Here is a 25,524-nt window from a genome sequence, read left to right on the forward strand (position 1 = left end):
CTTATGCGCCGACCGTACCGACGGCCCTGACCCACCAGTCAGGATGCGCGCCCGCAATGCGGTCTGCCGCTTCGCGCGCCAGCCATGGGCCGGGATAGACCCCGTAGCAGGTCGCGCCAGAGCCTGACATCCGCACCAATTGCGCGCCTTTTAACGCGTCCAAGGCGCTTGATATCTCGGAGGTCTGCGCCGCAGCGGACGCTTGCAAATCGTTGCGCTGATCACCAAGCCACGTCAGAAACGCCGCCCGGTCGGACCAGTTCAAGTGGGCATCCATGGGCGCATTGTCCTTGCTGGCCAATCGTTTGAAGACGTCCTGCGTCGGCACATGCACACCCGGATTGACGAGGACCAGATCCAACGGGGGCACACCGCCCACCGGAGCGACATCATCGCCAATGCCGCGCATCCGTTGCGGGCAATCCAGCAAACACACGGGAACATCGGCCCCCAAGGCGAGGGCATGCGCTTCGCCGCCCAGCGTCCGCAACACGGCCGCAGCATCCGACGACCCGCCGCCAATGCCAGCGCCGTTGGGCAGTTCCTTTGTCAGGGCAATCCGCGCCGTCACACCCGCCATCTGTGCTGCACGCCAGACAAGGTTGCTTGCATCCGAAGGCACCCCGTCGGCAAAGGGTCCAGTGACCTCCAGCGCCATCTCAGGCGCGGGTTCAATATCCAGATGGTCACCGACATTTGCAAAAACGACAAGGGAATCAAGCAGATGGTAGCCGTCATCCCGCTGGCCAGTGACATGAAGGGTCAGATTGATCTTGGCGGGCGCAAAGGCCTCAATCGTCATTCGCCACCTTCAATGGATCGGCCCCTTCTTCCGCCAACACGGCATCAAGGCCAACCTCCAGCTTGCGGCGCATTCGGACCGGGTCCGCCTCGCCATCCACCTCGTCAGGGTCCACAAAGCTCAGCGCGCGCGTCCACTGGAATTGCGCTTCGCGGTCGCGGCCGACGGCCCAATACACGTCGCCCAAATGATCGTTCACCACCGGATCGACGGGCATCAACTCGACGGCCCGCTCCATGTGCTCTACCGCCTCTTCGTAGCGCCCGAGGCGGTACAGGACCCACCCAAGGCTGTCCACGATGTAGCCGCTGTCCGGGCTGGCCGCGACGGCCTGCTCGATCATCTCCAGCGCTTCATCCAGCTTGATCTGCTTCTCGACCAGCGAATAGCCAAGGTAGTTCAGAACCTGCGGTTGACCGGGGTTCAGCTCCAGCGCACGGCGAAAGTCGGCCTCCGCCGATGGCCATTCCTTCAGCCGTTCGTGCGAAATGGCGCGGGCATAGTGCAGAAACCACGACCCCCGCGCATCCGGATCGGTCAAGTCCAAAGCCCGGTCATACGAGGCGACCGCCTCTTCGAACCTGTTTTGCTGGCGCAGCACGTCGCCAAGGGTGGAATGGACAAGTGGCAAATCGCCAAAGCGTTTTGCCAACTGTTCGAGCACTTCAATCGCCGCATCGGGTTTGCCCGATTGACGCAAGGCCGCAGCGCGCCCCAATTCGGCGGCATGAAACGCCGAGTGATCCGCCGGCACCAACTTGTACGTGGCACTGGCAAGTTCAAACTGCTCCAGCGTTTCCAGCAAATCCGCATTCAGCAGCAGCGCGTCGACATGGTCTGGGCGCAAGTAGTGGGCAATCCGGCCGTAAAGCAGCGTGTAGTCCGCGCCCGCATCTTGTCGCAATGCGCCCGCAAGAGAATAAAACACCTCTGCCACGCCATCGCGCGCGGATGTGATGTGGGTGAAGGCCAGCGTTTCACCCGCTTCGAGCGCGAGGGTCATCGCGTCCAGTTCCGGGTCACTGACGGTGCCAAAAGCAGCTTCCAGTGAGGCAAGCGCATCTTCGTTTCGCCCAAGTTGGGACAGCACTTCCGCGCGCGCCATCGCCCCACGACGCGTCTGCTGCAGGGGGCCCGATCCTTCCGTCTCGAAAAGCGCGCCCGCCTCCTCGAACTGACCCAGGCCCGCCAACGCCATCGCCTTGTGGTACATCGCAAAACCCCGCACGCCGCGCTGTTCCGACACGGCATCAAAGGCGGCCATTGCCCCTTCGACATCATCATTGCCGACAAGCGCCCAGGCATTGAGCAATCCGTCCACCAATGGGCCAATGCCTTGGGTGTCAGTGTCACGCTCCAGATAGCCCGCGAAATCGCCCTGTTTGAGCATTTCCGCGATAATGACCATGTGCGCGGCCTGACTACGCTCGCCGCGTTCCTCCACAAGCTTTGCAATCGGAAGGGCGCGGTCCACGCGGCCAAGGGCCAACTGAGACACGACCGCATCTTCCATCAGGTCCACATTGCCCGGATCACGCGCCAGAGCAGCGGTGTAATATCGCGCCGATGCCTCGAAATCGCTCAGGATCGCCGCCTGCCGTCCGGCAAGGTACGACCCAGCGACCGACTGCGCGGGGGCGACGTGGGGGGTGGTCACCAGAACGGCGGCCAAAGCAACACTGGAAAGAAGCGATCGGATCACGGGGGGCACTGCCTTTTGTCTGTTGTTGCAACCAAGGCTAGCACGTCTGCGCGCATGTGCAATGTGGCCTCGCGGAAAGGTCAGCGAATGCGTGCCAAGAAAAAAGCCGGGCGCGTGGCCCGGCTTTTCCAATTGATCTGAATATGATCACATATTGGGGTAATTCGGCCCGTCGCCGCCCTGCGGCGTGGTCCATGTGATGTTCTGGGCCGGGTCCTTGATGTCGCAGGTCTTGCAGTGCACGCAGTTCTGGAAATTGATGACAAAGCGCGTGTCCTTGCCCTCTTCCTCGACGAACTCGTAGACCCCCGCCGGGCAATACCGGGCGCTTGGCCCCGCATATTTCGGCAGGTTCTGCGCCACCGGCACGCTGTCATCCTTCAGACGCAGATGCGCAGGCTGGCTTTCCTCGTGATTGGTAAAGCTGAACGACACATTGGTCAGCCGGTCAAAGGACAACTTTCCATCCGGCTTGGGATAGTCGATGGGCTGATGTTTGGATGCTTCTTCCGTCGCATCCGCATCGTTCTTGCCATGCCCCAGAGTGCCGAACAGCGAAAAGCCCATCGTGTTGGTCCACATGTCCAGACCACCACCCACAAGCGATGCCACCAGACCGTACTTGGACCACAGCGGCTTCACATTGCGCACCTTCTTCAGGTCGGCCCCAATGGCCCCGTCCCGCACGTCCGCCTCATAGGCTGTCAATTCGTCGCCCGACCGGTCCGCCTTGATCGCGTCAAATGCAGCCTCTGCCGCGGCCTTGCCCGACAGCATCGCATTATGGTTGCCCTTGATGCGCGGCACGTTGACCATGCCCACCGAACAGCCCAGCAGCGCCACACCGGGGGCCACCATCTTGGGCATCGACTGGAATCCACCCTCGGAAATGGCCCGCGCACCGTACGCCACGCGTTTCCCGCCTTTCAGCAACTCGGCCACCATCGGATGATGCTTGAACCGCTGAAATTCCATATAGGGGAAAAGATGCGGGTTCTTGTAGTTCAGGTGAACGACGAAACCGACGTAAACCTGATTGTTCTCAAGGTGATAGATGAATGACCCACCGCCCGCGTTGGACCCCAAGGGCCAGCCCATCGTGTGGGTGACAGAGCCCTCTTTGTGCTTCTCGGGATCAATCTCCCAAATCTCTTTCATGCCCAGGCCGTATTTCTGCGGCTCGCTGTCCTTGGCAAGGTCGTACTTCGCAATAACCTCTTTCGACAGGGACCCACGCACCCCTTCTGACAGGAACACATACTTGCCGTGCAACTCCATGCCGGGCTCTGTGTTCTCGCCATAGGAGCCATCGGCCTCAAGCCCGAAGACCCCGGCCACAACGCCCTTCACTTCGCCGTTGTCACCATAGACCAACTCGGAACACGCCATGCCGGGGAATATCTCGACCCCCATGCCTTCGGCCTGCTCAGCCATCCAGCGGCACACATTGCCCATCGACACGATGTAGTTGCCATGGTTGTTCATCAGAGGCGGCATCGGGAAGTTGGGAATACGGACCTGCCCCGCCTCACCCAGCATGTAGAAATTGTCGTCCTTCACCGGCACGTTCAGAGGCGCGCCCTTTTCCTTCCAGTCGGGGATCAACGCGTCCAGACCGCTGGGATCAAGCACAGCACCCGACAGAATGTGCGCACCCACTTCTGACCCCTTCTCAAGCACAACCACATTCAGGTCAGCGTCCAGCTGTTTCAGGCGAATGGCAGCCGACAGACCCGCAGGTCCGGCACCCACGATCACCACGTCATATTCCATCGCTTCGCGTTCAATCTCGGCCATCAGGCGGCTCCCTTTCAAACACCAAGGCACCGCAGCGCCTCAAGAAATTGGTTGCAAACCAGCTAGACCAGCGCCCGCATCATTGCAATCACGACACCGCGTAAAAACCCGTTCTGAAACGAAGTGTCACGCAACTGTTCCTTGAAACCCGGAAACGGCGCATGGTGTAACATTCACAAACAAGGACCAGCCTCATGCCCATGACCCTACAAGTGCTCTATCCCATCAGCGACGGAACCACGTTCGACGATGCCTATTACCAGTCCACCCACATGGCCCTCGTGGATGAGCATATGGGCGCGCACGTCCAAAGCCAGGTTGTGACAAAGGGATTGGCAGGCGGCCCTGACACCCCGCCGGGTTTCCACGCCGTGGCCACGTTTGTCTTTGCGGATCAGGGTGCACTCGATGCGACACTGGCCGCCTCCGGCCCGGTACTGGCCGACCTGCCCAACTTCACCAATGTGGCGCCGCAAATGCTGATCGGGCAAACCTACTAGGGCGGGCTGTCGCCCAACAGATACCTCGGTCCCTGCCCTTTGCCCGCGGCACTGTCCGCCGGATTGTAAAGGGCACAGGCCTCAAGGCTCAGACAGCCACAACCAATGCAGCCATCCAACGTGTCGCGCAGCTTTTCCAGCCGCGCGATGCGCGCATCCAAGCCGTCGCGAAACTCCGCACTGATGCGCGCCCAATCCCGCTTGGTCGGCGCGCGGTGGCGCGGCAGCAGGTCCAGCTCTGCCTTGATCTGGGCCAGCGTGAACCCGAATTGCTGCGCCACCATGATGAAACTCAGCCGCCTTATGTCTGCACGCTGAAACCGCCGCCTCCCGGCCCCGTTGCGCCAGGGCGCGACCAACCCTTCCTCCTCGTAGTAGCGAATGGCCGACACGGCCAAGCCGGTCCGGGCGGCGATGTCGCCAATGCTCAATCCCTCCGATGCACCCATGGAAAAAACTTCTTGACCTCAAGTTTACTTGAGGTCGCAGGATGCCCGCATCGACCTGCAAAGGAAAGACCATATGACGAAAGGACCAAATGATGCCCGCAATGCTCGAACACACAAACCTCACCGTCTCGAACCCGGACGCGACCGCAGCCTGGATGTGCGACCTCTTTGGGTGGCATATCCGGTGGGCCGGAGCCGCGATGGCGGGCGGGCGCACAGTGCACGTGGGCACCGACGCGCACTATCTCGCGCTCTACACGCCGGGCGCGCCGGACAAGGCAACCGATGACAACTACGCAACAATCGGCGGGCTGAACCACATCGCAGTCACCACAGATGACCTCGACGGGATGGAGGACGCAATCAAGGCCAAGGGATTCGCGACCGGCAACCACGGCGACTACGAACCGGGGCGCCGCTTCTATTTCCACGATGCGGACAACATCGAATACGAGGTCGTACAATACGACTAGGGCTCCGCCCATTCCCGGGCGAGGCGGTCCCCGGGCCGTTTCCGGGAAGCCCGCTCATTCTTCTGACTGAAAATACCATGGGGGAGGCGCACCGCGCCGGGGGCAAAGCCCCATACCCCCTTGCATTCCCCCGCCCCATTGGGTCAGGTATCCCCCATCGCAAACAACGGCGGCTCCAACGCGGGCCGCCGCTCGTTATTAGGACGACGCCGATGGAAAAGATCCCAATGACCCGCGCCGGTGCGACCGCACTGGAAACGGAATTGAAACACCTCAAGTCCGAGGAACGCCCCGCCATCATCAAGGCGATTGCAGAGGCGCGCGAACACGGCGACCTGTCCGAAAACGCCGAATATCATTCGGCGAAGGAAAAGCAGTCCTTTATCGAAGGCCGGATCAAGGAACTCGAAGGCGTGATTTCGCTGGCCGAAGTCATTGATCCCTCGAAGCTGTCAGGCTCGATCAAGTTCGGCGCGAAAGTGACCTTGGTGGACGAGGACACGGACGAAGAAAAGACCTACCAGATCGTCGGCGAGTATGAGGCCAACATCGAAAAGGGCTTGTTGAACATAAAATCGCCCATCGCACGGGCACTGATCGGCAAGGATGAGGGCGACAGCGTCGAGGTGCGCACACCGGGCGGTGAAAAGTCCTATGAAGTCCTGAAAATCGTCTATAGCTGAGGTTATGGCCGAAAAGCCCGATCCTCAATCGCGCCCAACCCCTCTGGGTATCTATGACAAACCCGACGCCGGGGGCGTCACGGGTATCGAGATTGCAGCGCTGGTCCTGACCGCCATCTGGCTGGTCGGCTCGGCGGCCTATTTCATTCTGGCAGGCGATGATCCCGCGGGGACAGGCGAAGGTCTGCGCTTTCTGATCACGATGCTGGCGGTGTTCATGCCCATCGCGATGATCTGGGTCGCGGCCACGGCTGCCCGCTCCAGCAAGGTGATGCGTGAAGAAAGCCAGCGCCTGCAAACCGCCATTGATGCGATCCGCCAAGCCTACATCGCACAGAACCAAGGCCGGAACGTCGCGGACGAGCCCTCCGTCGCGCGCAAACTCGACGAGATCGCCGCAGCGACCCGCAAAACAGAAACAGCGCTCGCCACATTCCAAAGCCGTCGCGACGCGGCACCCGCAGCGAAACCCGCCGCACCGCCAGCCACAGACAACAGCAGCGACCAACCCGCCCTTGCCCTCGGCACCAGCGCCGAAGACATGGCACCGCCGCTGGCCACCGAGGACTTCATCCGCGCCCTGAACTTCCCCGAAACGGCGGAAGACGAAGAAGGGTTCGCGGCACTCCGCAAAGCGATGCGCGACCGGGAGACGGCGAAGTTGGTGCAGGCGGCCCAAGACATCCTGACCCTGCTCAGCCAGGACGGCATCTACATGGACGACCTGCGCCCCGACCGCGCCCGGCCCGAGGTGTGGCGCCAGTTCGCCTCCGGCGCGCGCGGGCGCGCGGTGGCACCGCTCGGTGGTGTAAGGGATCGTTCATCCCTGGCGCTTTCTGCAGGACGGATGAAACAGGACCCGATCTTCCGGGATGCAGCGCACCATTTCCTGCGTCGCTTTGACAAAACGGTGTCCGCTTTTGCTGAAACAGCAACGGATTCGGATATTTCTGCGCTCAGCGACACCCGCACGGCCCGTGCATTCATGTTGCTGGGTCGGGTGGCAGGCACATTCGACTGATCGCTTAAGCGGGTCGAACCAGACCGCGTTCACCCACAAGATCCAGCAATCGTCCCGGAATATCCTGCGCTTTCAACACCGCGTCGGGGTGATCATGCAGCACAACACTTGACGGCATCGACGAATACGCAGCCTCCCCCGGGGCCTGCACCAATGTGCATCCTCCCGCCTCGTGGATTGCCTGTGCGCCCAACGTGCCGTCATTCAGGTTTCCCGACAGAACCACTGCCACCGTCCCGGCCCCGTAACTTTCGGCCGCACTGCGAAACAGCAAGTCCACCGACGGCTGAAAGCGCGCCGCATCGGACAGCCGCCCCAGACGCAGTACGCGCCCTTCAATCCGGGTGTGTTCCCCGCCGGGACAGACCGCGATCACACCGCGGTTCAGAGCCTGCCCATCGGTGGCCTTGCGCACCGGCAACTTCACCTTGGTCGTCAGCACTTCGGTCAGCTTGCTCAATTCACCGCCATGAATGGCAACCACAACGGGCGCATCCAGATTGGGTGGCAGAACCTTCAGGACATCGATCATCGGTTCGAGCCCACCGGCGGAGGCGCCTATGACGATAATACTCTCATTCATTTTGATCGGGCCCATTCTGGCTAACGTCGCCAAGCGGGAATTCGCGCGGCAAAATGGGCATTACGTGCCGAACCCGGCCCAGGGGATGAAGCGTACAAGATCGCCTTGTGTAATAGATATGGCGTGATCTGGCAAATCTACCAGCCCCTCGGCCCAAGATAACCCACTGATCCGCCCTGATCCTTCCGAGGCAAAGACCTCGACCCGGCCATCGCGCATGCGGGCGCGCAGAAACTCCCGACGCCCCGCCTTCTTGGTTTTGGAAAAAGCTGCGGGCACCATGAACCCCTGCAGATCGGTCCAGTGTGCGCCTGCGAGTGTGGCCAGCGCCGGTGCGCCAAAGACCAGTGTGCAGACCATCGCAGCGACCGGATTGCCGGGCAGACCGAAGACCGGCGTGGCGTCCCACATGCCGAGCGCAAGGGGTCGTCCCGGTTTGATCGCAATGCGCCAGAGCGCCATGGCCCCCGCCTCGTTCAACAGGGCCGACACGTGGTCGGCGTCCCCCGCCGAGGCACCTCCGCTGGTGAGGATCACGTCCGTTTTCAGTGCCGCATCATCGAACCGGGTGCGCAAGCTGTCGAGATTGTCTGGGACGTGGCCCAGATCGACAGGATCATGGCCCAGTTGTGTGATCAACCCGTGCAGCATGGGCCGGTTCGCGTCGTAGATTTGCCCGGGTCCTGCGTCCTCACCGGGCTGTTTCAACTCATCCCCAGTCGACAAAATGCCGACGCGCAAGAGCTGCCGCACCGCCACCTCGGCGACGCCCACAGCAGAGAGCAGCGCAAGGTCCGCAGGCGTCAGCTTGCGGCCCGTGTGCGCGATCGCGTCACCCGTCTTCGCGTCCTCGCCTGCCTTGCGCGTGTTTGACCCTTGCTTGATGGGTCCTGTGAAGTGGATCGCCCCGTCTTTGACCGTCACATCCTCTTGCAGGATCACGGTGTCGACGCCGTCGGGGAGGGCTGCACCGGTGAGAATGCGGATGGCTGTCCCCGCGGGGACACTTGTGTCGGGGATGGCACCGGCTGGCATATGTTGTGCGACCAGCGGGATATGGTGGTCCCCCTCCCCACGCCCGTTAAGGAAACCGTAACCATCTACGGCCGTATTTGGCAGTGGTGGGTGCGCGCGCGGGGCAGTGATGTCGGTGGCGAGGATGCGGCCCAAGGCCTCTGCGACAGATATCGTTTCTGTCCCTACGACGCAGGACAGGCGAGTGCGGAGGTCGGCCAAAGCCTCGTCCACAGGGGTCCAGTGGACACCGGGCGGCAGGGCAAAGCAGTCGTTCTTAAGCGGCGGCATGTGTGTCCTCAGCAAACGAGACAAGTTGCGCATTGTGACCAGCGCCGAGGATCCACGCCTCTTCGCGCGCTTCGTCGGGCAGGTCGGTCATCCAATCGTGCAACGTTGCGGCAGGCAGGCGCGACAGGGCTGTGGCGAGGAGGCGGACCTGCACGGCGTCGCGAATGTCGCCCGCCTGAAGCGCCTTGACGGCGGGTTCGATCAGGCCGGGCCAGATCTCGGCAAGGACGGTCGGCGCAGTGGTCCAGTCTTCGAATGGCCAGACGGCCACGCCGGGGCGCGCGCGCAGACGGTTGAGCGTGGGCAGGCCCATGAGGATTTGACCACCGACGGTTGGCGGGAAGGCCAGCTGAAAGCAGCTTGAGGCGGCCTTGGCCGCATGATCGCAGGCGCGGCGTTCGGGGATAGTGTCGTAGCTGATCCCGGCCTTGCGGTACGGCACGCCGGGCCAATCGGTTTGGTTCGGTTTGCCCCAGAACGGGCCGGGTCCGTCGAAGTGTCCGTTCATCTCTTCGGCGACGGCGTAGCGGTTGTTTGTCCCGTCGGGCGCGTCGGTGATGCGCGCGCTGATCCAGTCCCAAAGGGCGAAGGGATCGTCGTGGCCAGTGATGTGCTTCGCGAGGCCCTTTGGGTAGCCGAAGGGGAAATCGAAACTGGCGAGGAGGCGGCGACCTGCGGCTTGCTCTGCGTCGATGAGGGCGGCGATTTGCGTCTCGGCCTCTTGCCGGGAACGGCAGTAAATCGGGTCCTGAGCCGCCCCGTTTCGTGCAATGCCAAGCCAGATCGCATCTTTGCTGGGCCGTGCGGGGCGGCGTTTGCCTGCAGACCAATCGGCCACCAGTATCGTGTCGAAGCCAGTCAAAGCCCAACCTCTGACAGGATGAAATCGGCGATGGATTTGGTGTCGTTCAGGTCAAAGACGGGGCGGTCCATGGTCATGGGTGTATCGCTGGCGATGGCGCGGATGGTGGGGTCGTCAGGCGCGATGAGGGGGTTGCCGGTTTCGGCCCTGTGCGCTTCGACCTTGGGGTGCGCGTCGCGTTTGTACCCTTCGACCAGCACCAGATCGACAGGGCTGAGGCGTTGCAGGAGGTCTTCGAGTGTGGGTTCGTCCTGTTCCCGCAACTCCTGCATCAAGGCCACGCGATTGCGGGAGGCCAGCAGCACTTCGGAGGCACCGGCGATGCGGTGGCGATAGCTGTCCTTGCCGGGGTGGTCCACATCGAAGGTGTGGTGGGCGTGTTTGACGGTGGACACGGTGTGGCCGCGCCCGGTGATTTCGGTGACAAGCCGCTCCATCAGGCCGGTCTTGCCCGCGTTTTTCCAGCCGACGACACCGTAAATCTTCATGCCATGTCCTTTGCGGTGTTGAGGTCGTCGGGGGTGTTCACGTTGAAAAACGCCACCTCATCCGGGAAGAGGGCCGTGCGTCCATCGTGTTTGTCTGTCCACAGCACCACCTTGCGCAAACCGTCTTGCAAGGCCGTGCACAGGTCGTCGCGCAGGGCGACGGGCCAGAGGCCAAAGGTGGGGTGGCGCGCTTGACCGCGCTTGGGGTCGGGCGTGGCAGCGAGGGCCAGCGGGTGGTCCATGCCTTCGGTTGCAAGCTGCAGGCGCGGGACCAGATCACAGGGGAAGAACGGTGTGTCGGCGGCGGCGGTGACGACAGTGTCTGCGCCCTGCTCTGCGGCCCAGTCGAGCCCTGCCAGCACGCCCGCGAGGGGGCCTGCGAAGCCGTCGATGCTGTCAGCGATCACGGGCAGGTTCAGGTCGGCAAAGCGGGTCGGGTCGCCATTGGCATTGAGCGCGAGGCCAGCCACTTGAGGCGACAGCCGGTCGATCACGTGGTCGATCAGCCGCTTGTCGCCTGCGCGCAGCAGGCCCTTGTCGCCGCCGCCCATGCGCGTGGCCTGCCCGCCCGCGAGGATCACGCCGAGAGGTGGGGTCATGGCTTGCGCTGGTCCTGTTTGTAGGGGGCGGGCACCAGGGTGCTCATTGGGACGGTGACGTAACCGCCATCGGTGTCATCGGGGATCGCGACGCTGGCCTGTCTGGCATAGTCGAGCATCAATTCGCGGCACGGACCGCATGGCGGGATCACCGCGCCGTGCCGATTGACGGCAGCGCAAAAGACAACCGGATCGTCCGGGTCGTGGGTCATCGCCATGCCAAGCGCCACGGGTTCGGCGCACACGCTGGCGCGGGGCAGGATGCTGTCGAGATTCATGCCGATGTGTTGGCGACCCCGGCGTGTCAACACAACGGCGGCCACGGAATGCCAGTCGGGCCGCATTTGCCGCGCGATCAGGGCGCGGGCCGCTTCGACCGCGTCGGCGAAGGGTGTTGCGTCCATTATGCAGCCCCCTTGCGCCCGCTTTTGCGCGGCTCGTCGGTGATGCTGGTGGGGTCGGTGTCGCGGATCAGGCGGTCTTCTCCGCTGAGGCAGACGAAGCGTTGGCCGCGCATGCGTCCAATCAGCGTCAGGCCGACTTCACGTGCGATTTCGACGCCCCATGCGGTGAAGCCGGAGCGGGAGGCGAGGACGGGGATGCCCATGAGCGCCGTTTTGATCACCATTTCGGAGGTAAGGCGGCCGGTGGTGTAGAGGATTTTGTCTGCGGGGTCGCTGCCCGATTGCAGCATCCAGCCTGCCACCTTGTCGACGGCGTTGTGGCGGCCCACGTCCTCCATGTAGACCAGTGGTTGGTCGCGGTGGCAGAGCACGGTGCCGTGGATCGCCCCCGCTTCGAGGTAGAGCGACGGGGTGCGGTTGATCGTGGCGCTGAGGGTGTAGAGCCATGAGGTGCGGACTTGCGCTTTGGGCAGTTGGGTGTCCTCCAGCCCCTCCATCATGTCGCCAAACACCGTGCCAACCGCGCAGCCGCTGGTGCGTGTCTTTTTCTTCAGCTTGTCTTCGTGGTTGGTGGGGTTGGCGGTGCGCACGACGACAGTTTCCAGTTCCTCGTCATAGTCCACCCGCGTGACCGTATCGGTATCCGTCAGCATGCGCTGATTGCGCAGGAAGCCAAGCGCCAGGTAATCGGGGTAGTCCCCGATGGTCATTGCCGTCACAATTTCCTGTGAATTCAGGTAGATGGTGAGGGGGCGTTCCTCGACCACCGATATCTCGGTTTCGGCCCCGGTGTGGTCATGGCCCGTCACCGCGCGGGTCAGGCGCGCTGCCTGCGGATCGGGCGCAATGATGTATCCGTTCGTGTTGGTGTCACGTGCCAATTGCATCCCCCCTGCGCTGGCGTTACCCCTTGGGTACTAGTCTAAGGCCCCCTCATGCCCATCACCACCACCAAATCCGCTTTTTGGGCGGGTGTGCGCGACGGCGCGCCCTTTATTCTGGTTGCAGGCCCCTTTGCGCTGCTCTTTGGCGTGCTGGCGACGGAGGCCGGGCTGAACGTGTTCGAGGTGATGACCTTTTCGCTGGTTGTGATTGCGGGGGCGGCGCAGTTCACGGCCTTGCAGGTGCTGGAGAATGATGCACCCACAGTGGTGGTCATACTGTCGGCGCTGGCGGTGAACCTGCGGGTGGCGATGTATTCGGCAGCCCTGACGCCGTACCTGGGCAAGGCCCCTTTGTGGCAACGGGTGTTCGCGGCGTATTTGCTGGTCGATCAAAGCTATGCCCTGAGCCATGCCAAGTTCGAGGCGGCCCCGGAACTGTCTGTGCCGCAGCGGATGGCCTACTATTTCGGCACATGCCTGCTGGTGATGATTTTCTGGTTCGGGATGAGCTATCTGGGCGCGGCCCTTGGCACGCAGTTGCCGCAGGATCTGCCGCTTGATTTCGCGCTGCCCATCGCGTTTCTGTCGATGGTCGCGCCGATGGTGCGGACCTTGCCGCACCTGATAGCGGCAGTGGTGGCTGTGGTCGTGGGGCTGCTCGCCGTGTCCGTGCCCTATTCGCTTGGCCTGATCATCGCAGGGTCGGCGGGCATGATGGCAGGCGCGCAGGCGGAGCTGATGCTGAAGGGACGCGGCGCATGATCGACAGTGCAACCTTGTGGACGGTGATCATCGGCCTGGGCGTGGGCAGCTTCCTGCTGCGATTTACCTTTCTTGGCTTTGTGGGTGACAGGCCCCTACCCCCGTGGCTGCTGCGCCACCTGCGATATACCGCCGTGGCGATCCTGCCTGCGCTGGTGGCACCGCTTGTGGTCTATTCGGGCGAGAACGGCAGCACGGACATCAGCCGTGTTCTGGCGGCGGTTGCGACGATGGGCGTGGGGATGTGGACGCGCAATGTCTTTGCGGCGATCGGAGCGGGGGCAGCGACCCTCTTCGTGATGGTCTATCTGCTGTAAACGGGACGGTGGGCGGGGCGTCTTTGGCAAGGCCAAAGAGCGTCCGATCCCGTCACTCCGCGATCACGAGGTTTTCGATACCGTCGACGATAGTGCCCTCGTCATCCTCGAAATACTTCTCTTCCACGACGCCGGGATAGGAGGCCATCTGCTCCATCAGGTTGGTGGGGAAAAAGGTTGTCTTGATTCCTTCGAACCCGGGCACCTGCTGCATCAGGGCCGTGTTCGCATTGGTGCAGAACGCACGGGCCACCGCGCCGTTCTGTTCTGCCAGTCGGAGCGCGATCTCGGCCTGCTCGGGTGTGACTTCCACTGTCTGGCTGACAACGTGATAGGTGCTGCGCGCATGCGCACTTTTATAACCCTTCAGAACCGCCGGAGAGATGCCGTAGAGTACATCCTCCTGTTCCGGCACACGGTCATTCACAAAGGACCCCGCAGGGTCAAAGATCACCCGCTGGCTGCCATTGATCATCAAGGCGGAATGCCCGCCTGAGCCATCGCGGTTGCTGACCATGGTCAGAACCGTAAGCGTTGCGGGTCCCGGGGCGCGATAGGCGACCGCCTCCACGCGCTCATTCGAGGCATAGGACACGGTCGGCGGTTGGGCACATCCCGCAAGCACTGCGCAACACGCGAGGGCCGCAATCAAACGCATACCCGAACTCCCCTACCAACCCGAAGGCTGCAAAACCGACTTATGAAATAAAGATCGCCATGCCGACGAGAAGGACGAGGATCACGATCACCGACCATGTGACCCAAGACATGAACCCGTCAAAGGTCTTCTCCTGCGATTCGGTATTCATCTCGCCCACTTTGTGTTCTGCCATGGTCCGGGTCCCTTCCGTATCAGCTTGGGCCGCGCTTTAGCGCATCCCTTTCGGTCTGTCACTGCGTCTTTGCGGCACAATGATCACTCTTCTTCGAGGTCGCGGGCCAGTTGGAAGCCGATCCGCCTTGGTTCGGCCTGTTCCACCGCCTTGGGCAAGGCCCGCAGCATGACATTCAATTGGCTGACATGCTGGATCAGTTGCGTTTTGGACCCTGTCGGATCGGACCCGTAGAACGTCACCACATCGGGCGGGAAATATCCCATCCCCTCGATCCGCAGCACGCCTGCATCGCCGCCCGTGAACCCCATCGCCATCTCGTGTTCGTTATCAAGGCTTTCCTCGAAATTTTTGAGGTACATGATGATCCGCTCATAGGCCCATTGCGCCGGGCTTTTCTGTTCGGTTGGCGTTTTGCTGACGCCCTTGGGCACCGGTTGGTCGGCCGCATTGCGCGCGTCCGGGTCGCAATGCACCTCATGGGCCCGTGGCAGGGCGTCCGCCTCGGCCGCTTCGGCCGACGTGCTGATCTGGTCGGTGATCTTGTCGCTCATAGTGTCGCCCCTATTCGGTGCGCATGTAGACCCATGCGCCATCATCCCGTTTGGCGCGGGTCGCCCGCCCCTCTTGGTGAAGGTGCGACAGATGCGCGACGGCTTCAACCAGGGCGAGGCCATATTCGCCCTCGCCTATCGTGCGTTTGAAGAGCGGCGCAAAGCATTCCGATGCCGATTTGGGCGTGTCGATGTACTCCATCAGCCGTTTGAGCGCGCCGTGATGATTGTCGATCAACTGCCGCATCCGCGTGGGCAGGCCCGTGAAGGGCAGTTTGTGGCCCCCCAGGACGAGGTGGTCGTCGCGGGCCAGCAGGTTGAGCCGTTCGCAGGCTTCGAGCCAGTCCCCGATAGGATCGGCCATGGGTTCCGTGGCGTAGACGCCAATGTTGGGGCTGATCGAGGGCAGGATCTGGTCGCCTGCGATGACCAGATTGTCGTCACGGCTCCAGAATGTGGCGTGTTCGGGGGCATGGCCGTTGCCAATATGGATGTCCCATGTCCGCCCGCCCATCTGGATCGTGTCGCCTTGTTTGATCCGGGTGAAGCCCAGCGGCATGGGCGCGACGATATCCCCGAAATTGAAGGGGCGGTCTGTGCTGCGCTGGTCATAGATGGCCGCATCCATGCCCGCGCTGCGGTAGAAGTCGAGCGTTTCCTGCGTCGGTTTCTCTTGCACATCCAGTGTCAGCATGCGCGAGAAGAGCCACGCTGTGCGCGTGGTGATCAGTTCCGCACCAAAGTCGGATTGCAGCCACCCTGCCAGCCCCACATGGTCGGGGTGGTGGTGTGTGACGATGACCCGGGCGATGGGTTTGCCACCCAGCGGGCCATCCATCAGCTCTTGCCAGATCGCCTTGGTCTTTTTCGAGGAAAAGCCGGTGTCGATCACGGTCCATGCGTCGCCATCGTCCAGCGCATAGACGTTCACATGGTCCAGCTTCATCGGCAGCGGCAGGCGCATCCAAAGAACGCCGGGGGCGACTTCGGTGGCCGTGCCATGCTCCGGCGCGTCCGCCCACGGGTATCTGAGGCCAGCGGGCGGGTTGTCTTTCATCAGGCGGCGAACTCTTCTGCGGTCAGGGCATAGACGTCGTAGTCGCCCGCCTGGGCTTGCGCAAGCAGGCTGTCATGTTCGGGCAGGAGCCGCTGGATGTAGAAGCGCGCCACTTTTTCACGTGCGCCACCTTGGTCGTGCAAGGCCGATTGCAGGTGGACATGGCCGCCCAGCACGCGGGCGAAGGCGCGCAGGTAAGGCACAGCCCCCGAGAAGCGGACGCGGTGGTTTTGCGCGATCATCCATTCGGTGGTTTCGCGCAGGGATTCGCTGGCTTGCCAGACCGCTTCGGCCATCTTGGGGAAGGTGCCGCGGGCGACTTCGGCTGCGGCTTCGATCTCGTCAAAGATGCGGGCGGCGGCCTCGCCCCCGTCCATCATCTTGCGCGCCACAAGGTCCATGGCCTGAATGCCGTTGGTCCCTTCGTAGATGGTCGTCACGCGCACGTCGCGGGCGTATTGGGCGGCCCCCGTTTCCTCGACAAATCCCATGCCGCCGTGGACCTGGATGCCCATGCCTGCCACTTCGTTGCCGATATCGGTGCCAAACGCCTTGGCGATGGGGGTCAGCAGGGCGGCGCGGGATTTCCACGTTTCGTCGCCTGTGGCCGTCGTCATGTCGATGGAGATGGCGCACATCAGCGCGATACCGCGGGCCGCATAGGTTTCGGCACGCATGGTCATCAGCATGCGCCGCACGTCGGCGTGGTCGATGATGGTGCCCGTGTCGCCTTCCGTCTTGCCCTGTTTGCGATCCAGCGCGTAACCCAGCGCGTGTTGGTACGCCCCTTCGGCCGCACCCACGCCCTGCCCGCCCACGCCAAGGCGCGCGTTGTTCATCATGGTGAACATGGCCGCCATGCCGCCGCCTTCCGGGCCAACGAGCCAGCCTTTGGCATCGTCGTATTGCATGACGCAGGTGGGCGAGCCATGCAGGCCCATCTTGTGTTCAAGGCTCACGACCTTGAGCGTGTTTGCCACGCCGGGGTTGCCGCTTTCGTCCGGGATGTTGCGCGGGACAAGGAACAGCGAGATGCCCTTGGTCCCCGCAGGTGCACCCGGCAAACGCGCCAGCACAAGGTGACAGACGTTTTCGGTAAAGTCGTTGTCGCCCCAGGAGATGTAGATTTTCTGGCCCGAGATGCTGTACGTGCCGTCGCCATTGTCTTCGGCCTTGGACGACAGCGCGCCCACATCCGATCCGGCCTGCGGTTCGGTCAGGTTCATGGTGCCCGTCCACTCGCCCGAGATCAGCTTGGGCAGGTAGAGGTCCTTGATCTCGTCGGAGGCATGGTGTTCCAGTGCTTCGATCTGGCCTTGGGTCATCAGGGGCGAGAGTTGCAGCGACAGGCACGCCGCCGACATCATTTCGTTCACCGCAGTCGTCACTGTCATGGGTAGGCCCATGCCGCCATATTCGGGATCCGCGGCCATACCGACCCAGCCACCTTCCGCGATGGCCTCATACCCTTCGGCATAGCCGGGCGATGTGCGCACGACACCGTTCTCAAGCCGCGCGGGATGCAGATCACCGGGGCGCTGCAGCGGCGCCACCACGTCTTCGCACAGCTTGCCCGCTTCGGTCAGGATCGCGCTGGTGACGTCTGGTGTTGCTTCGGAAAAGCGGTCGGTCGCCACGACCTGATCCAGACCCACGATGTGATCAAAGAGGAAGGTATAGTCGTCTACAGGGGCACGATAGGGCATGTGTCAGCTCCGAAGGATCAATGTCTTGGCAAGCGCGCAGGCTGCGCGTAAATGGGCGTCTTTGACATCATAGATGCGGGGCGGATGGGCGCATCGCAACTCAAACGCGGCGTCACGAAAACGCAGACAGGGCCTGATGACTGAAATCGAGACAAGTGTTTTGCGCCCCGATGCCGCAGGAATTGCCGAAGCTGCGCGCTTGCTGGGGGCGGGTGCGCTGGTGTCGTTTCCCACCGAAACCGTCTATGGCCTTGGGGGGGATGCGCGCGACAGCGTGGCCGTTGCGCGTATCTTTGACGCCAAGGGGCGGCCTCGCTTCAATCCGCTGATTGTGCATGTGCCTGATCTGGATGCCGCACGACATTTTGCCGACATCAGTGGCCCGGTCGAGGCATTGGCCCAGCATTTCTGGCCCGGCCCGCTGACCTTGGTGGCCCCGCTTTCCGAAGGGCACGGGTTGTCTCCACTGGTGACCGCCGGATTGGACACCGTGGCGTTGCGTGTGCCTGCCCATCCGGCGGCGCAGGATGTGCTGCGCGTGTTCGATGGGCCCGTTGCAGCCCCGTCTGCAAACCCGTCAGGCCGGATCAGCCCCACGACGGCCGCCCATGTTCTGGCTGGCTTGGCCGGCAAGGTGGATGCTGTTCTGGATGCAGGCCCCTGCCCCGTCGGGTTGGAGTCGACCATCGTTGGCGGCACCCCGTTGGCGCTGCTCCGCCCCGGTGGGTTGGCACAGGAAGACATCGAACGCGTGGTCGGTCCCTTGAAGACGGCGGGCGAAACGATCACTGCGCCGGGACAGTTGGCATCGCACTACGCACCGAACGCGGCGATCCGGTTGAACGCCAATGCTGCACACCCGGGAGAGGTCTTGCTGGGCTTTGGACCGATGCAATCGGATTTGAACCTGTCCGTGACGGGCGACCTGATCGAGGCCGCTGCACATCTGTTTGACCATCTGCACACATTGGACGCCATGGACCGCCCGATCGCCGTGGCCCCTATCCCGAATTGCGGCCTTGGCCGAGCCATCAATGACCGTTTGCGCCGCGCCGCGGCCCCGCGCACCTAAGCCCGACCTGCCGCGCCGGACAGTCCCAGCGGATCGATACCTATCACATCAAGCGCCTTGATCCATTTGGCCGTGTCGCCGGTGCCAAAGACAACCGGGGGGCTCGCATCCACGGTCAACCACCCATTGCGCGTGATCTCCCCCTCCAACTGGCCGGGGCCCCATCCGGCATAGCCCAGCATGACAAGGGCCCGTTCCGGCCCATCACCGGTGCCGATGTCTTCGAGCACATCTTGGGTGGCGGTCATGCCGAATGCCCCCACTTTCAGCGTTTGCAGACGCGACGTGTAGTCATCGGTGTGCAGGACAAAGCCACGCGTCGTCTCGACTGGGCCGCCGAAATGCACGGCCGTATCCCGTGCGAGGCTGCTGCACGGAATATCAAGCTGGTCCATCAATTCGCCCAGCACCATGTCGACAGCCGGTTTGTTGACGATCAGGCCCATTGCACCGTCTTCGGAATGCGCGCACACGAAAACAACCGAGCGATCAAATCTCGGATCGCCCATGTTCGGCATGGCGACGAGAAGCTGTCCAGTGAGATCCAGTGCGGCAGCGCCTGTCATCGCCCGTTCCAATGTTTGTTGGACCAGAATGACCTCCGCGCGCCCCAAGAGCAACCGAAGGATGTCGCGCAGGCAAGCCATCGCGCACCATTTCGTTACAGCAAGTTGACCGGGACGTGACTTGGCATTGATGGCGCAAACCGTCATCTACACCAGTATGAAACAGAGCGCCCTTTCCATTGCAGCCGTCCTGACGGCGATAACTGCTGTGCCCTCGCTGGCGCAGGGTCGGTTTGATGATGTGGTGAAGACTGAGGTGATTCAGGGCTGGGACCTGCCCGATGGCCGCCGGTTGGCCGCCATACGCCTTTCGCTGGCGCCCGGTTGGAAAACCTATTGGCGCGCGCCGGGTGATGCTGGCATTCCGCCCCATTTCGACTGGTCCCGCGCCCGCAATATTGGTGCTGTCAGCCTGACATGGCCCACGCCCGATGTGCACACCCAGAACGGTATGCGCTCTATCGGTTACACTGATCAGGTGGTCATTCCGATGCACATCACGCCCTCAAAGCCGGGCAAACCGATGCGCCTGCGCACGACCTTGTCCATGGGTGTGTGTTCCGATGTTTGCATTCCGCATCAAGTGTCCATCAACACACTGCTGGACAGCCCGGATCTGACGCCGACGCCCGCCATTGTGGCCGCTTTGGCCGATGTTCCCTATTCCGAAGCGGAGGCCGAGGTGCAAGCAGCCACCTGCCAGCTGCGCCCGACCGAACATGGCATGCAGATCGAAGCGCGCGTGACCTTGCCACATACCGGCGGCACCGAAGTCGCCGTCATCGAACCCGGTGTGCCGGGTGTGTGGGTGAGCGAGGCCAAGACATCCCGCACTGGCGACACTGTCGTTGCGGTCAGCGAGATGATGCATGCAGATGGCGGTGCATTTGCCATCGACCGGTCCGACGTGCGTATCACCATTCTGGGTGGCAGCTATGCCGTGGATGTCCGCGGCTGCACCGCCGGTTAGGCCGCGCGCCAGCGTGTGATCTGAAACGTGATCGCCGCCAGAATGTAAGCCACAAGCCCCAGTGCCATAACCCCAACCGCAAAGAGCGCAAGTGCCGTCGACACCGCCGCGCGCTCAGCCAGTTGCGGAAGCGCGGACGACAGTTGCGGCAGCAGAGCGCCTGTAAACAGGGCATAACCCATCGTTGCTCCGAACCACGCCAGAACAATCGTCCAGAGCGCCATGAACCCCCAGCGCACCGAAGCTGCGGGTGATCCAAGGCCCCGCCGCATCGCCCGGATCTGCCGCGCAACGTCGTGCTGGACGGCCACCAGAGCAGGCACCACCAAAAGCACCAGCAGCATGCCGAAACCCAGCCCGTAGACCAAAGTGACAATCGTGGGTTTGAGGAACTGCGCCTGTTGCGATGTCTCGTAGAGCAGCGGCGTCATGCCCAGAACCGTGGTCAGCGTGGTCAGCATGACGGGCCTTAGCCGGTCTGCCGCGCCATCTATGATGGATGGGAACAGGCCCCGATCCTTGGCATAGTCGTCGATTGTGGTCACCAGCACGATGCTGTCATTGATAATGATCCCTGTCATGCCCAACAACCCCACAACCGTGAACATGCTCAGAGGAATGTCCCAGACGCTGTGGCCGTAAATGGTCCCCACAAGCCCGAAGGGGATAATCGCCATCACGACAACCGGTCGCGTCCAGCTGGCAAAGACCCAAGCCAACACAAGATAAATTCCGGTCAGACACAGGATCAGCCCGGTCAGGCTGTCGCTGAGGAAGTCGTTTTCCTGCTCGGACAGACCTGCCTTGCGGAAGTCGACCTGCCGTTCTGCGGCGATGTTGGGCAGGATGTCTTCGGCCAATGCGCGGTTGATTTCAGTGGCCCGCGCCGGATCATCTTCGGAAATGTCGCCGGTGACCGAAATCAAGCGGATGCCGTTTTCACGCCGGACGGTGGAAAAGCCGGTGCGCCGGTCAACGCTGACAATATCAGCAAGCGGCACATATGTGCCGTCAGGCGTCCGCATCTGCGTGCGGTCAAGAAAATCGGCCGTCAGTTCGTTCTCTGGCAGTTCCACCCGAATTTCGGCGCTGCGAGGACCATCGGGGAAAGTGGCCGCCTCAATCCCGTTGAGCCTGTCGCGCAAGGCGCGGCCCAGCGTATCGATGGTGAAGCCAAGCGCTTGACCCTGCGCGGTGAGGTCAAGGATCAGCTCTTCCTTGTCGAAGGCGAGGTTGTCTTCGACAGCGCTCACCTCCGGGTACTGCAAAAGTGCGCGTTTCAGATCTTCGGAAGCGGCCTTGAGCGTGTCGGTGTCGGCGCCGAAGAACTCGACATCCAGCGCATCTCCGCCCGGGCCAGACCGCCATCCCCGGAAGCTGACCGTTTCGGCCAGCGGGTGATGGACAACCACATCCTGCAACTCGGCCACAAAGGCGAACGAGGAATAGGGGCGCAGATCCGCATCGATCAGCTCGATGGAGATGCCGCCCAGCAGGTCGTTGTCCTTGCTGTCCGTGCCCGCCAATCCCCGGCCCGCGTTGCCACCGATTTCGGCAATGACGTAGTCGATGGGATTGCGGCCATACCGTTCCTCGTACTGAACGCCCAGCGCTTCGGTCGCCCGCTGCATTTCGCGCATCATGGCAAGCGTGTCGTCGCGGGACGCTCCTTCGACCATGGCGAAGTTGCCGGTGACCGACCCACGTTCCGGCGCATTGAAGAACCGCCATTGCACGTCGCCCTGAATGAACAGCGCAAGCTGGCTGGCAAGAATGGCGCAGGCGCCCGCCAGCACGACGTAGCGCGCCGCAATCACACCCGCCATCATCGGGCGGAACAGCTTTTCGCGCATCCATTCGAAACCACCGTTGACGATCATCGACGGCGTATCGAGGCCCTTCGTGCCCATGGAAGCAACCCAGGCCAGCTTGAACCGGCGGGGCGAGACAAGGAACAAGGCGGCAAGCACAACAGGCCCCGCGATCAGGTAGGGAAGAGCGTCAGGCAAAGTGGCAATGGCTTCTGGCCAGATGACAAAACCGATGGCACCAGAGATCACAGCCGAAAGCACCGCGACGCTAAGAACCGCTGTCGCCAGCTTGGCCCGGCTGAATTGCGGTTTGTCGGATGCCGCCAGCGCATGCCCCATGTGATGCGGCAGGATCAGGAAACATTCAATGAGCGACGCAATCAGAACGACAATCACGGTAAAGGGAATGTCTGCGATCAGATCGCCAAAGCGTCCGCCCACGGCCAGAAGGCCGAAGAAAGCGATGACGGTCGTCAGGGTTGCGGCAAAAACAGGCATCGCCATGCGCCTTGCCGCATTTTCGGCTGCGACCAATGGCGGCTCGCCCCATGCGCGGTAACGGTGATCGGCATGCTCACCCACCACGATGGCGTCATCGACCACGATCCCAAGCGTGATGATCAGACCAAAGAGGGACACCATATTGATGGTCAGCCCACCCAGATACATGAGGGCAATGGCCGCCAGCAACGCGACGGGAATGCCAGCGGCCACCCAGAACGCCGTGCGGGCATTGAGGAACAGGAACAACAGCGCGATGACAAGGCCAAGGCCCACAATCGCATTGTCGATCAGAATATTGAGGCGTGCGGAAATCGCCTCGGCACGGGTGCGGATCAGTTCGACCGTGACAGACGGCGGCAAGGTTGCCTGCAATTCGGCCGCCACGTCTTCGACCTGGCCTTGCATGGCGATGGCATCGCCATTGTTGGACCGATCCACGCGTATCGAAACGGCAGGGTCGTCACCCACGAAATAACTGCGTTCGCGGGCAGAGCCCAGTTGCGTCACGGTCGCCACATCGCGGATGCGCAGCTTGGATCCGTCGGCATTGGACCGCAGGACGATGCCTGCGATTTCCTCGGGCGTGCGTTTCTGAGTGCCGGTGCGCACGCGGGCATTGGCCCCTGTCACGTCGCCTGCGGGGTCGGTATCCACCTCGCCCGCGATGGCCTGAGCGATGTCGGACATGGTGACTTCGTTTGCGATGAGCGACAGCGATGGCACTTCGACCATCACTTGCGGCGCAGCCACACCGCGGATCGTGGTCCGCGTGACACCTTCGGCAAAGAGACGCACAACCAGTTCGTCAGCAAAAAGGCCCAACTGCTCAGGACCCACCGGGCCGGTGATGACCACATCTGTCACCCGGTCCCGCCACGCGCCGCGGCGCACTGTCGGTTCATCTGCTTCATCGGGCAGCGTGGTCACTGTGTCGACAGCCGTTTGCACGTCGTCTGCGGCACGCCCCATGTCCCAACCCGGCTCGAACTCAAGCGTGATCGTGCCGGACCCTTCGGTCGAGCGTGAGGACGTGCTTTCCACCCCCTCCACAGCCAGCAAACCCGGCTCCAGCACCTGCACGATGCCGGCGTCGACATCTTCGGCACCAGCACCATCCCAGCGGACATTGACCGTGACATTGTCGACAATCACATCGGGAAAGAACTGCGCCCGCATGTTCGGCACGGCGGCAGCCCCGGCCACCAGCATGACCAGCAAAAGCAGGTTGGCGACGGTGCGGTGCCGGACAAAGTAGCTGAGGATGCCGCCCGCAGCCTTTGGGATGCCGCGCGCCATCTAGCCGCCCATCCGGCTTTCAAGCCGGGCCACCATCTGGGCAGGCACACGCGCCTCGCTCAGTCGGGACAGGACGCGTTCTTTCGCTTCTGCCGGCATCCGCTGATTGCCTTCGACAAAGGCAACAAGCCGCGCACGGCGTTCTTCGCTCAGTTCCAGCATTTCCGGCTCGGACGGCGCATCCGCCTGATCCGGGCGCAGTGGGCGCACCGAAATGCCCGCGCCCAGCAGCGGCGATCGCGCTTCGACCACATCGCGACCAACAAGATCGGGGCTGCGCACCAGCACATCATCGCCCTGACGGCGCAAGAGTTGAACGTTGACGGATTCAAGCCGATTGCCTTCGCCCAGCACCAGCACAGTGTTCGCCGCATCAACGGCAGAGGCAGGCAACCGCACAACCTGGTTGAGCGGCGGTTCGGAAACTGCCACCGTCACGAAGTCACCGGGCTTGAACCCAACCGCACTGTCCAGACGCGCGAAGACCAAGCGCCCCACCTGCATCTCACCGCCCCCGGCGCTTGCGCGACTGACGGTGCCGGTGGCCGCAAGATCAATGCCCGCCACGTCCAGAGTGGCTGTCACCGGCGCAGAGATCACATTGCCCTGATCGTTCAACAGGCGCGCATATTGCGCCGTTGAAACGCGAAACACGACCTCAAGCGCATTCGGGTCGATGAGCACGGCCAGCTTTTCGTTGGCAGCGACAAGGCGCCCTGCAACCAGATCCGTTTCGTTCAACGTGCCGTCAAATGGGGCGGTGACCGTCGTGTCGTCCAACGTGCGTTGCGCTTCATCCAGGGCGATGCGCGCGCGGGCAAGACGGGTCTGGCCCTGATCAATGCGCGCTTCGGCGGTGGTGACGGCTTGCCTGCGTGACAGGACAGATTGGCGGGCCGACGATGCGGCTAATTCCGCCTCTTCCACCGCTGCGGCCGTCCCGACGCCACGGGCGGCGAGGTCCACCTGCCGTTGAAAGGCGCGTTGGCGCAGGTTGGCCTGATCCTGTGCCGCCTGTTCTTCGTCCCGCGCAAGGCTCAGGGCACGGTCGGCGTCCCGCACTTCGGCCTCGGCATCCATCAGGTCGGCCTCGGCCCGGGCAAAGGCTGCTTCGGCATTGGCGGGATCGATGCGCACAAGCACCTGACCTTTGTTCACCTCGCCGCCGTCTTCGAACCCGTTGGCCAACTCGATCACACGGCCCGACGCTGCGGCACGCAGTTCAAGCGTTCGGCGGCTTTCGATCTCTCCGAATGCCTCAAGCACAGGGGTTTCGGTTCCCGGCTCTGCCCGCACAACACCCACGGCAAAGACACGCTCGCGGGCCGGTGGCGCCTTGGATTCAGACGCGAGCCGCGCCTGCAATGCGCCACCCACGATCTGTCCGGCATAGGCCAACAGCCCAAGGCTGAGTGCGGCCAGCACCAGTCCGATCAGGCTTTGCCTCAAAAATCTCATGTTTTCACGCCTTTAAACGCCTTTGCTGGAACATAGCATAATTTAGGTGCGCCTGAAAAAAGTCCA

At 62.6% G+C, this 25,524-nt stretch carries 27 protein-coding genes; 8 read left to right on the forward strand and 19 right to left on the reverse strand.

Translation table 11 applies throughout. The features are described from left to right. Nucleotide 1: 1 nt before the first annotated feature. The 3 genes from Q1A32_RS00550 to Q1A32_RS00560 form a co-directional block, all read right to left on the reverse strand. Nucleotides 2-802 (reverse strand): 4-(cytidine 5'-diphospho)-2-C-methyl-D-erythritol kinase, encoded by an 801-nt coding sequence (locus tag Q1A32_RS00550; protein ID WP_299648079.1) that lies wholly within the window; start codon nt 800-802, stop codon nt 2-4. Continuing rightward, complete coding sequence (locus Q1A32_RS00555; protein ID WP_299648081.1) at nt 792-2,504, reverse strand: tetratricopeptide repeat protein; 1,713 nt, start codon at nt 2,502-2,504, stop codon at nt 792-794. The genes Q1A32_RS00550 and Q1A32_RS00555 overlap by 11 nt, the downstream gene beginning before the upstream one ends. A gap of 147 nt (nt 2,505-2,651) precedes the next feature. Beyond that, a complete protein-coding gene (locus tag Q1A32_RS00560) occupies nt 2,652-4,301 on the reverse strand; it encodes an electron transfer flavoprotein-ubiquinone oxidoreductase (RefSeq protein ID WP_299648084.1) in 1,650 nt (549 codons plus the stop codon). 194 nt (nt 4,302-4,495) lie between these two features. Here Q1A32_RS00560 and Q1A32_RS00565 point away from each other — a divergent pair, with 194 nt between their 5' ends. Beyond that, nucleotides 4,496-4,801, forward strand: a complete 306-nt coding sequence (locus Q1A32_RS00565) for an EthD family reductase (protein ID WP_299648087.1) — start codon at nt 4,496-4,498, stop codon at nt 4,799-4,801. Here Q1A32_RS00565 and soxR read toward each other — a convergent pair. Further along, the gene (gene soxR / locus Q1A32_RS00570) at nt 4,798-5,250 is read right to left on the reverse strand and encodes a redox-sensitive transcriptional activator SoxR (protein WP_299610604.1); all 453 of its coding nucleotides are present in this window, start codon (nt 5,248-5,250) and stop codon (nt 4,798-4,800) included. The two genes, Q1A32_RS00565 and soxR, sit on opposite strands and share 4 nt — an antisense overlap. Nucleotides 5,251-5,342: 92 nt before the next feature. On the opposite strand from soxR, the gene Q1A32_RS00575 reads away from it, so the two are divergent. From Q1A32_RS00575 to Q1A32_RS00585, 3 genes are all read left to right on the forward strand, one after another. After that, nucleotides 5,343-5,723, forward strand: coding sequence for a VOC family protein (locus Q1A32_RS00575; RefSeq protein ID WP_299648090.1), 381 nt, complete (start codon nt 5,343-5,345; stop codon nt 5,721-5,723). Nucleotides 5,724-5,935: 212 nt separating this feature from the next. Beyond that, complete coding sequence (gene greA / locus Q1A32_RS00580; protein WP_299610600.1) at nt 5,936-6,406, forward strand: transcription elongation factor GreA; 471 nt, start codon at nt 5,936-5,938, stop codon at nt 6,404-6,406. 4 nt (nt 6,407-6,410) lie between these two features. After that, entirely contained in the window at nt 6,411-7,427 is a 1,017-nt protein-coding gene (locus tag Q1A32_RS00585) for a hypothetical protein (protein ID WP_299610598.1), read from the forward strand. A gap of 4 nt (nt 7,428-7,431) precedes the next feature. Here the strand turns inward: Q1A32_RS00585 and Q1A32_RS00590 are convergent, their stop codons facing one another. The 7 genes from Q1A32_RS00590 to Q1A32_RS00615 are packed head-to-tail and all read right to left on the reverse strand — an operon-like array spanning nt 7,432 to nt 12,555. Next, on the reverse strand, nt 7,432-8,010 hold the full coding sequence (locus Q1A32_RS00590; protein ID WP_299648094.1) for a chemotaxis protein CheB: 579 nt from the start codon (nt 8,008-8,010) through the stop codon (nt 7,432-7,434). Nucleotides 8,011-8,070: 60 nt separating this feature from the next. Next, on the reverse strand, nt 8,071-9,315 hold the full coding sequence (gene glp / locus Q1A32_RS23945; protein WP_366141178.1) for a gephyrin-like molybdotransferase Glp: 1,245 nt from the start codon (nt 9,313-9,315) through the stop codon (nt 8,071-8,073). Further along, nucleotides 9,302-10,177, reverse strand: a complete 876-nt coding sequence (locus Q1A32_RS23950; RefSeq protein WP_366141179.1) for a hypothetical protein — start codon at nt 10,175-10,177, stop codon at nt 9,302-9,304. Before Q1A32_RS23950 ends, glp begins: the two co-directional genes overlap by 14 nt. Next, the gene (gene mobB, locus Q1A32_RS00600; RefSeq protein ID WP_299648097.1) at nt 10,174-10,665 is read right to left on the reverse strand and encodes a molybdopterin-guanine dinucleotide biosynthesis protein B; all 492 of its coding nucleotides are present in this window, start codon (nt 10,663-10,665) and stop codon (nt 10,174-10,176) included. Before mobB ends, Q1A32_RS23950 begins: the two co-directional genes overlap by 4 nt. Further along, a complete protein-coding gene (gene mobA / locus Q1A32_RS00605; RefSeq protein WP_299648100.1) occupies nt 10,662-11,264 on the reverse strand; it encodes a molybdenum cofactor guanylyltransferase MobA in 603 nt (200 codons plus the stop codon). The genes mobB and mobA overlap by 4 nt, the downstream gene beginning before the upstream one ends. Beyond that, nucleotides 11,261-11,668, reverse strand: coding sequence for a hypothetical protein (locus tag Q1A32_RS00610; RefSeq protein ID WP_299648103.1), 408 nt, complete (start codon nt 11,666-11,668; stop codon nt 11,261-11,263). Before Q1A32_RS00610 ends, mobA begins: the two co-directional genes overlap by 4 nt. Beyond that, entirely contained in the window at nt 11,668-12,555 is an 888-nt protein-coding gene (locus Q1A32_RS00615) for a formate dehydrogenase accessory sulfurtransferase FdhD (RefSeq protein ID WP_299648106.1), read from the reverse strand. The genes Q1A32_RS00610 and Q1A32_RS00615 overlap by 1 nt, the downstream gene beginning before the upstream one ends. 48 nt (nt 12,556-12,603) lie before the next feature. On the opposite strand from Q1A32_RS00615, the gene Q1A32_RS00620 reads away from it, so the two are divergent. Continuing rightward, the gene (locus tag Q1A32_RS00620) at nt 12,604-13,314 is read left to right on the forward strand and encodes an AzlC family ABC transporter permease (protein WP_299648109.1); all 711 of its coding nucleotides are present in this window, start codon (nt 12,604-12,606) and stop codon (nt 13,312-13,314) included. Further along, nucleotides 13,311-13,631 (forward strand): AzlD domain-containing protein, encoded by a 321-nt coding sequence (locus tag Q1A32_RS00625; protein WP_299648111.1) that lies wholly within the window; start codon nt 13,311-13,313, stop codon nt 13,629-13,631. Before Q1A32_RS00620 ends, Q1A32_RS00625 begins: the two co-directional genes overlap by 4 nt. 52 nt (nt 13,632-13,683) lie before the next feature. Here Q1A32_RS00625 and Q1A32_RS00630 read toward each other — a convergent pair whose 3' ends face one another. From Q1A32_RS00630 to Q1A32_RS00650, 5 genes are all read right to left on the reverse strand, one after another. Further along, the gene (locus tag Q1A32_RS00630; RefSeq protein ID WP_299610577.1) at nt 13,684-14,289 is read right to left on the reverse strand and encodes a hypothetical protein; all 606 of its coding nucleotides are present in this window, start codon (nt 14,287-14,289) and stop codon (nt 13,684-13,686) included. Between the two features lie 40 nt (nt 14,290-14,329). Next, nucleotides 14,330-14,464 carry an aa3-type cytochrome c oxidase subunit IV gene (locus tag Q1A32_RS00635; protein ID WP_299648114.1) on the reverse strand — a complete coding sequence of 45 codons (135 nt, stop codon included), beginning with the start codon at nt 14,462-14,464 and terminating at the stop codon, nt 14,330-14,332. Between the two features lie 83 nt (nt 14,465-14,547). Further along, on the reverse strand, nt 14,548-15,006 hold the full coding sequence (locus Q1A32_RS00640) for a DUF6173 family protein (RefSeq protein WP_299652699.1): 459 nt from the start codon (nt 15,004-15,006) through the stop codon (nt 14,548-14,550). A 22-nt stretch (nt 15,007-15,028) separates the two neighbouring features. Then, a complete protein-coding gene (locus tag Q1A32_RS00645; RefSeq protein WP_299648118.1) occupies nt 15,029-16,075 on the reverse strand; it encodes an MBL fold metallo-hydrolase in 1,047 nt (348 codons plus the stop codon). Further along, entirely contained in the window at nt 16,075-17,781 is a 1,707-nt protein-coding gene (locus tag Q1A32_RS00650) for an acyl-CoA dehydrogenase (RefSeq protein ID WP_299648121.1), read from the reverse strand. The genes Q1A32_RS00645 and Q1A32_RS00650 overlap by 1 nt, the downstream gene beginning before the upstream one ends. A gap of 136 nt (nt 17,782-17,917) precedes the next feature. Here Q1A32_RS00650 and Q1A32_RS00655 point away from each other — a divergent pair, with 136 nt between their 5' ends. Then, on the forward strand, nt 17,918-18,853 hold the full coding sequence (locus Q1A32_RS00655) for an L-threonylcarbamoyladenylate synthase (protein WP_299648125.1): 936 nt from the start codon (nt 17,918-17,920) through the stop codon (nt 18,851-18,853). Here Q1A32_RS00655 and Q1A32_RS00660 read toward each other — a convergent pair. Continuing rightward, nucleotides 18,850-19,401 carry a YqgE/AlgH family protein gene (locus tag Q1A32_RS00660; RefSeq protein WP_299652702.1) on the reverse strand — a complete coding sequence of 184 codons (552 nt, stop codon included), beginning with the start codon at nt 19,399-19,401 and terminating at the stop codon, nt 18,850-18,852. The two genes, Q1A32_RS00655 and Q1A32_RS00660, sit on opposite strands and share 4 nt — an antisense overlap. A 148-nt stretch (nt 19,402-19,549) precedes the next feature. Here Q1A32_RS00660 and Q1A32_RS00665 point away from each other — a divergent pair, with 148 nt between their 5' ends. Further along, nucleotides 19,550-20,389: a protein-disulfide reductase DsbD domain-containing protein gene (locus Q1A32_RS00665; protein ID WP_366141219.1), complete on the forward strand. Its 840-nt coding sequence runs from the start codon at nt 19,550-19,552 to the stop codon at nt 20,387-20,389. Here Q1A32_RS00665 and Q1A32_RS00670 read toward each other — a convergent pair. Both Q1A32_RS00670 and Q1A32_RS00675 read right to left on the reverse strand, forming a co-directional pair. Further along, complete coding sequence (locus Q1A32_RS00670) at nt 20,386-24,000, reverse strand: efflux RND transporter permease subunit (protein ID WP_299648128.1); 3,615 nt, start codon at nt 23,998-24,000, stop codon at nt 20,386-20,388. The two genes, Q1A32_RS00665 and Q1A32_RS00670, sit on opposite strands and share 4 nt — an antisense overlap. Next, nucleotides 24,001-25,458 carry an efflux RND transporter periplasmic adaptor subunit gene (locus tag Q1A32_RS00675; RefSeq protein WP_299648131.1) on the reverse strand — a complete coding sequence of 486 codons (1,458 nt, stop codon included), beginning with the start codon at nt 25,456-25,458 and terminating at the stop codon, nt 24,001-24,003. Nucleotides 25,459-25,524: the final 66 nt, after the last annotated feature.

Origin of the sequence: uncultured Tateyamaria sp. (assembly GCF_947503415.1) — a bacterium.
GTDB lineage: Bacteria > Pseudomonadota > Alphaproteobacteria > Rhodobacterales > Rhodobacteraceae > Tateyamaria.

Bases quoted from the DNA above. Each gene is read 5' to 3' on its own strand.
- Q1A32_RS00550 (WP_299648079.1), bottom strand. From the start codon at position 802: ATGACGATTGAGGCCTTTGCGCCCGCCAAGATCAATCTGACCCTTCAT.
- Q1A32_RS00560 (WP_299648084.1), bottom strand. From the start codon at position 4,301: ATGGCCGAGATTGAACGCGAAGCGATGGAATATGACGTGGTGATCGTG.
- Q1A32_RS00565 (WP_299648087.1), top strand. From the start codon at position 4,496: ATGCCCATGACCCTACAAGTGCTCTATCCCATCAGCGACGGAACCACG.
- soxR (WP_299610604.1), bottom strand. From the start codon at position 5,250: ATGGGTGCATCGGAGGGATTGAGCATTGGCGACATCGCCGCCCGGACC.
- Q1A32_RS00575 (WP_299648090.1), top strand. From the start codon at position 5,343: ATGCCCGCAATGCTCGAACACACAAACCTCACCGTCTCGAACCCGGAC.
- greA (WP_299610600.1), top strand. From the start codon at position 5,936: ATGGAAAAGATCCCAATGACCCGCGCCGGTGCGACCGCACTGGAAACG.
- Q1A32_RS00585 (WP_299610598.1), top strand. From the start codon at position 6,411: ATGGCCGAAAAGCCCGATCCTCAATCGCGCCCAACCCCTCTGGGTATC.
- Q1A32_RS00590 (WP_299648094.1), bottom strand. From the start codon at position 8,010: ATGAATGAGAGTATTATCGTCATAGGCGCCTCCGCCGGTGGGCTCGAA.
- glp (WP_366141178.1), bottom strand. From the start codon at position 9,315: ATGCCGCCGCTTAAGAACGACTGCTTTGCCCTGCCGCCCGGTGTCCAC.
- mobB (WP_299648097.1), bottom strand. From the start codon at position 10,665: ATGAAGATTTACGGTGTCGTCGGCTGGAAAAACGCGGGCAAGACCGGC.
- mobA (WP_299648100.1), bottom strand. From the start codon at position 11,264: ATGACCCCACCTCTCGGCGTGATCCTCGCGGGCGGGCAGGCCACGCGC.
- Q1A32_RS00610 (WP_299648103.1), bottom strand. From the start codon at position 11,668: ATGGACGCAACACCCTTCGCCGACGCGGTCGAAGCGGCCCGCGCCCTG.
- Q1A32_RS00615 (WP_299648106.1), bottom strand. From the start codon at position 12,555: ATGCAATTGGCACGTGACACCAACACGAACGGATACATCATTGCGCCC.
- Q1A32_RS00620 (WP_299648109.1), top strand. From the start codon at position 12,604: ATGCCCATCACCACCACCAAATCCGCTTTTTGGGCGGGTGTGCGCGAC.
- Q1A32_RS00625 (WP_299648111.1), top strand. From the start codon at position 13,311: ATGATCGACAGTGCAACCTTGTGGACGGTGATCATCGGCCTGGGCGTG.
- Q1A32_RS00630 (WP_299610577.1), bottom strand. From the start codon at position 14,289: ATGCGTTTGATTGCGGCCCTCGCGTGTTGCGCAGTGCTTGCGGGATGT.
- Q1A32_RS00635 (WP_299648114.1), bottom strand. From the start codon at position 14,464: ATGGCAGAACACAAAGTGGGCGAGATGAATACCGAATCGCAGGAGAAG.
- Q1A32_RS00645 (WP_299648118.1), bottom strand. From the start codon at position 16,075: ATGAAAGACAACCCGCCCGCTGGCCTCAGATACCCGTGGGCGGACGCG.
- Q1A32_RS00650 (WP_299648121.1), bottom strand. From the start codon at position 17,781: ATGCCCTATCGTGCCCCTGTAGACGACTATACCTTCCTCTTTGATCAC.
- Q1A32_RS00655 (WP_299648125.1), top strand. From the start codon at position 17,918: ATGACTGAAATCGAGACAAGTGTTTTGCGCCCCGATGCCGCAGGAATT.
- Q1A32_RS00665 (WP_366141219.1), top strand. From the start codon at position 19,550: ATGGCGCAAACCGTCATCTACACCAGTATGAAACAGAGCGCCCTTTCC.
- Q1A32_RS00670 (WP_299648128.1), bottom strand. From the start codon at position 24,000: ATGGCGCGCGGCATCCCAAAGGCTGCGGGCGGCATCCTCAGCTACTTT.
- Q1A32_RS00675 (WP_299648131.1), bottom strand. From the start codon at position 25,458: ATGAGATTTTTGAGGCAAAGCCTGATCGGACTGGTGCTGGCCGCACTC.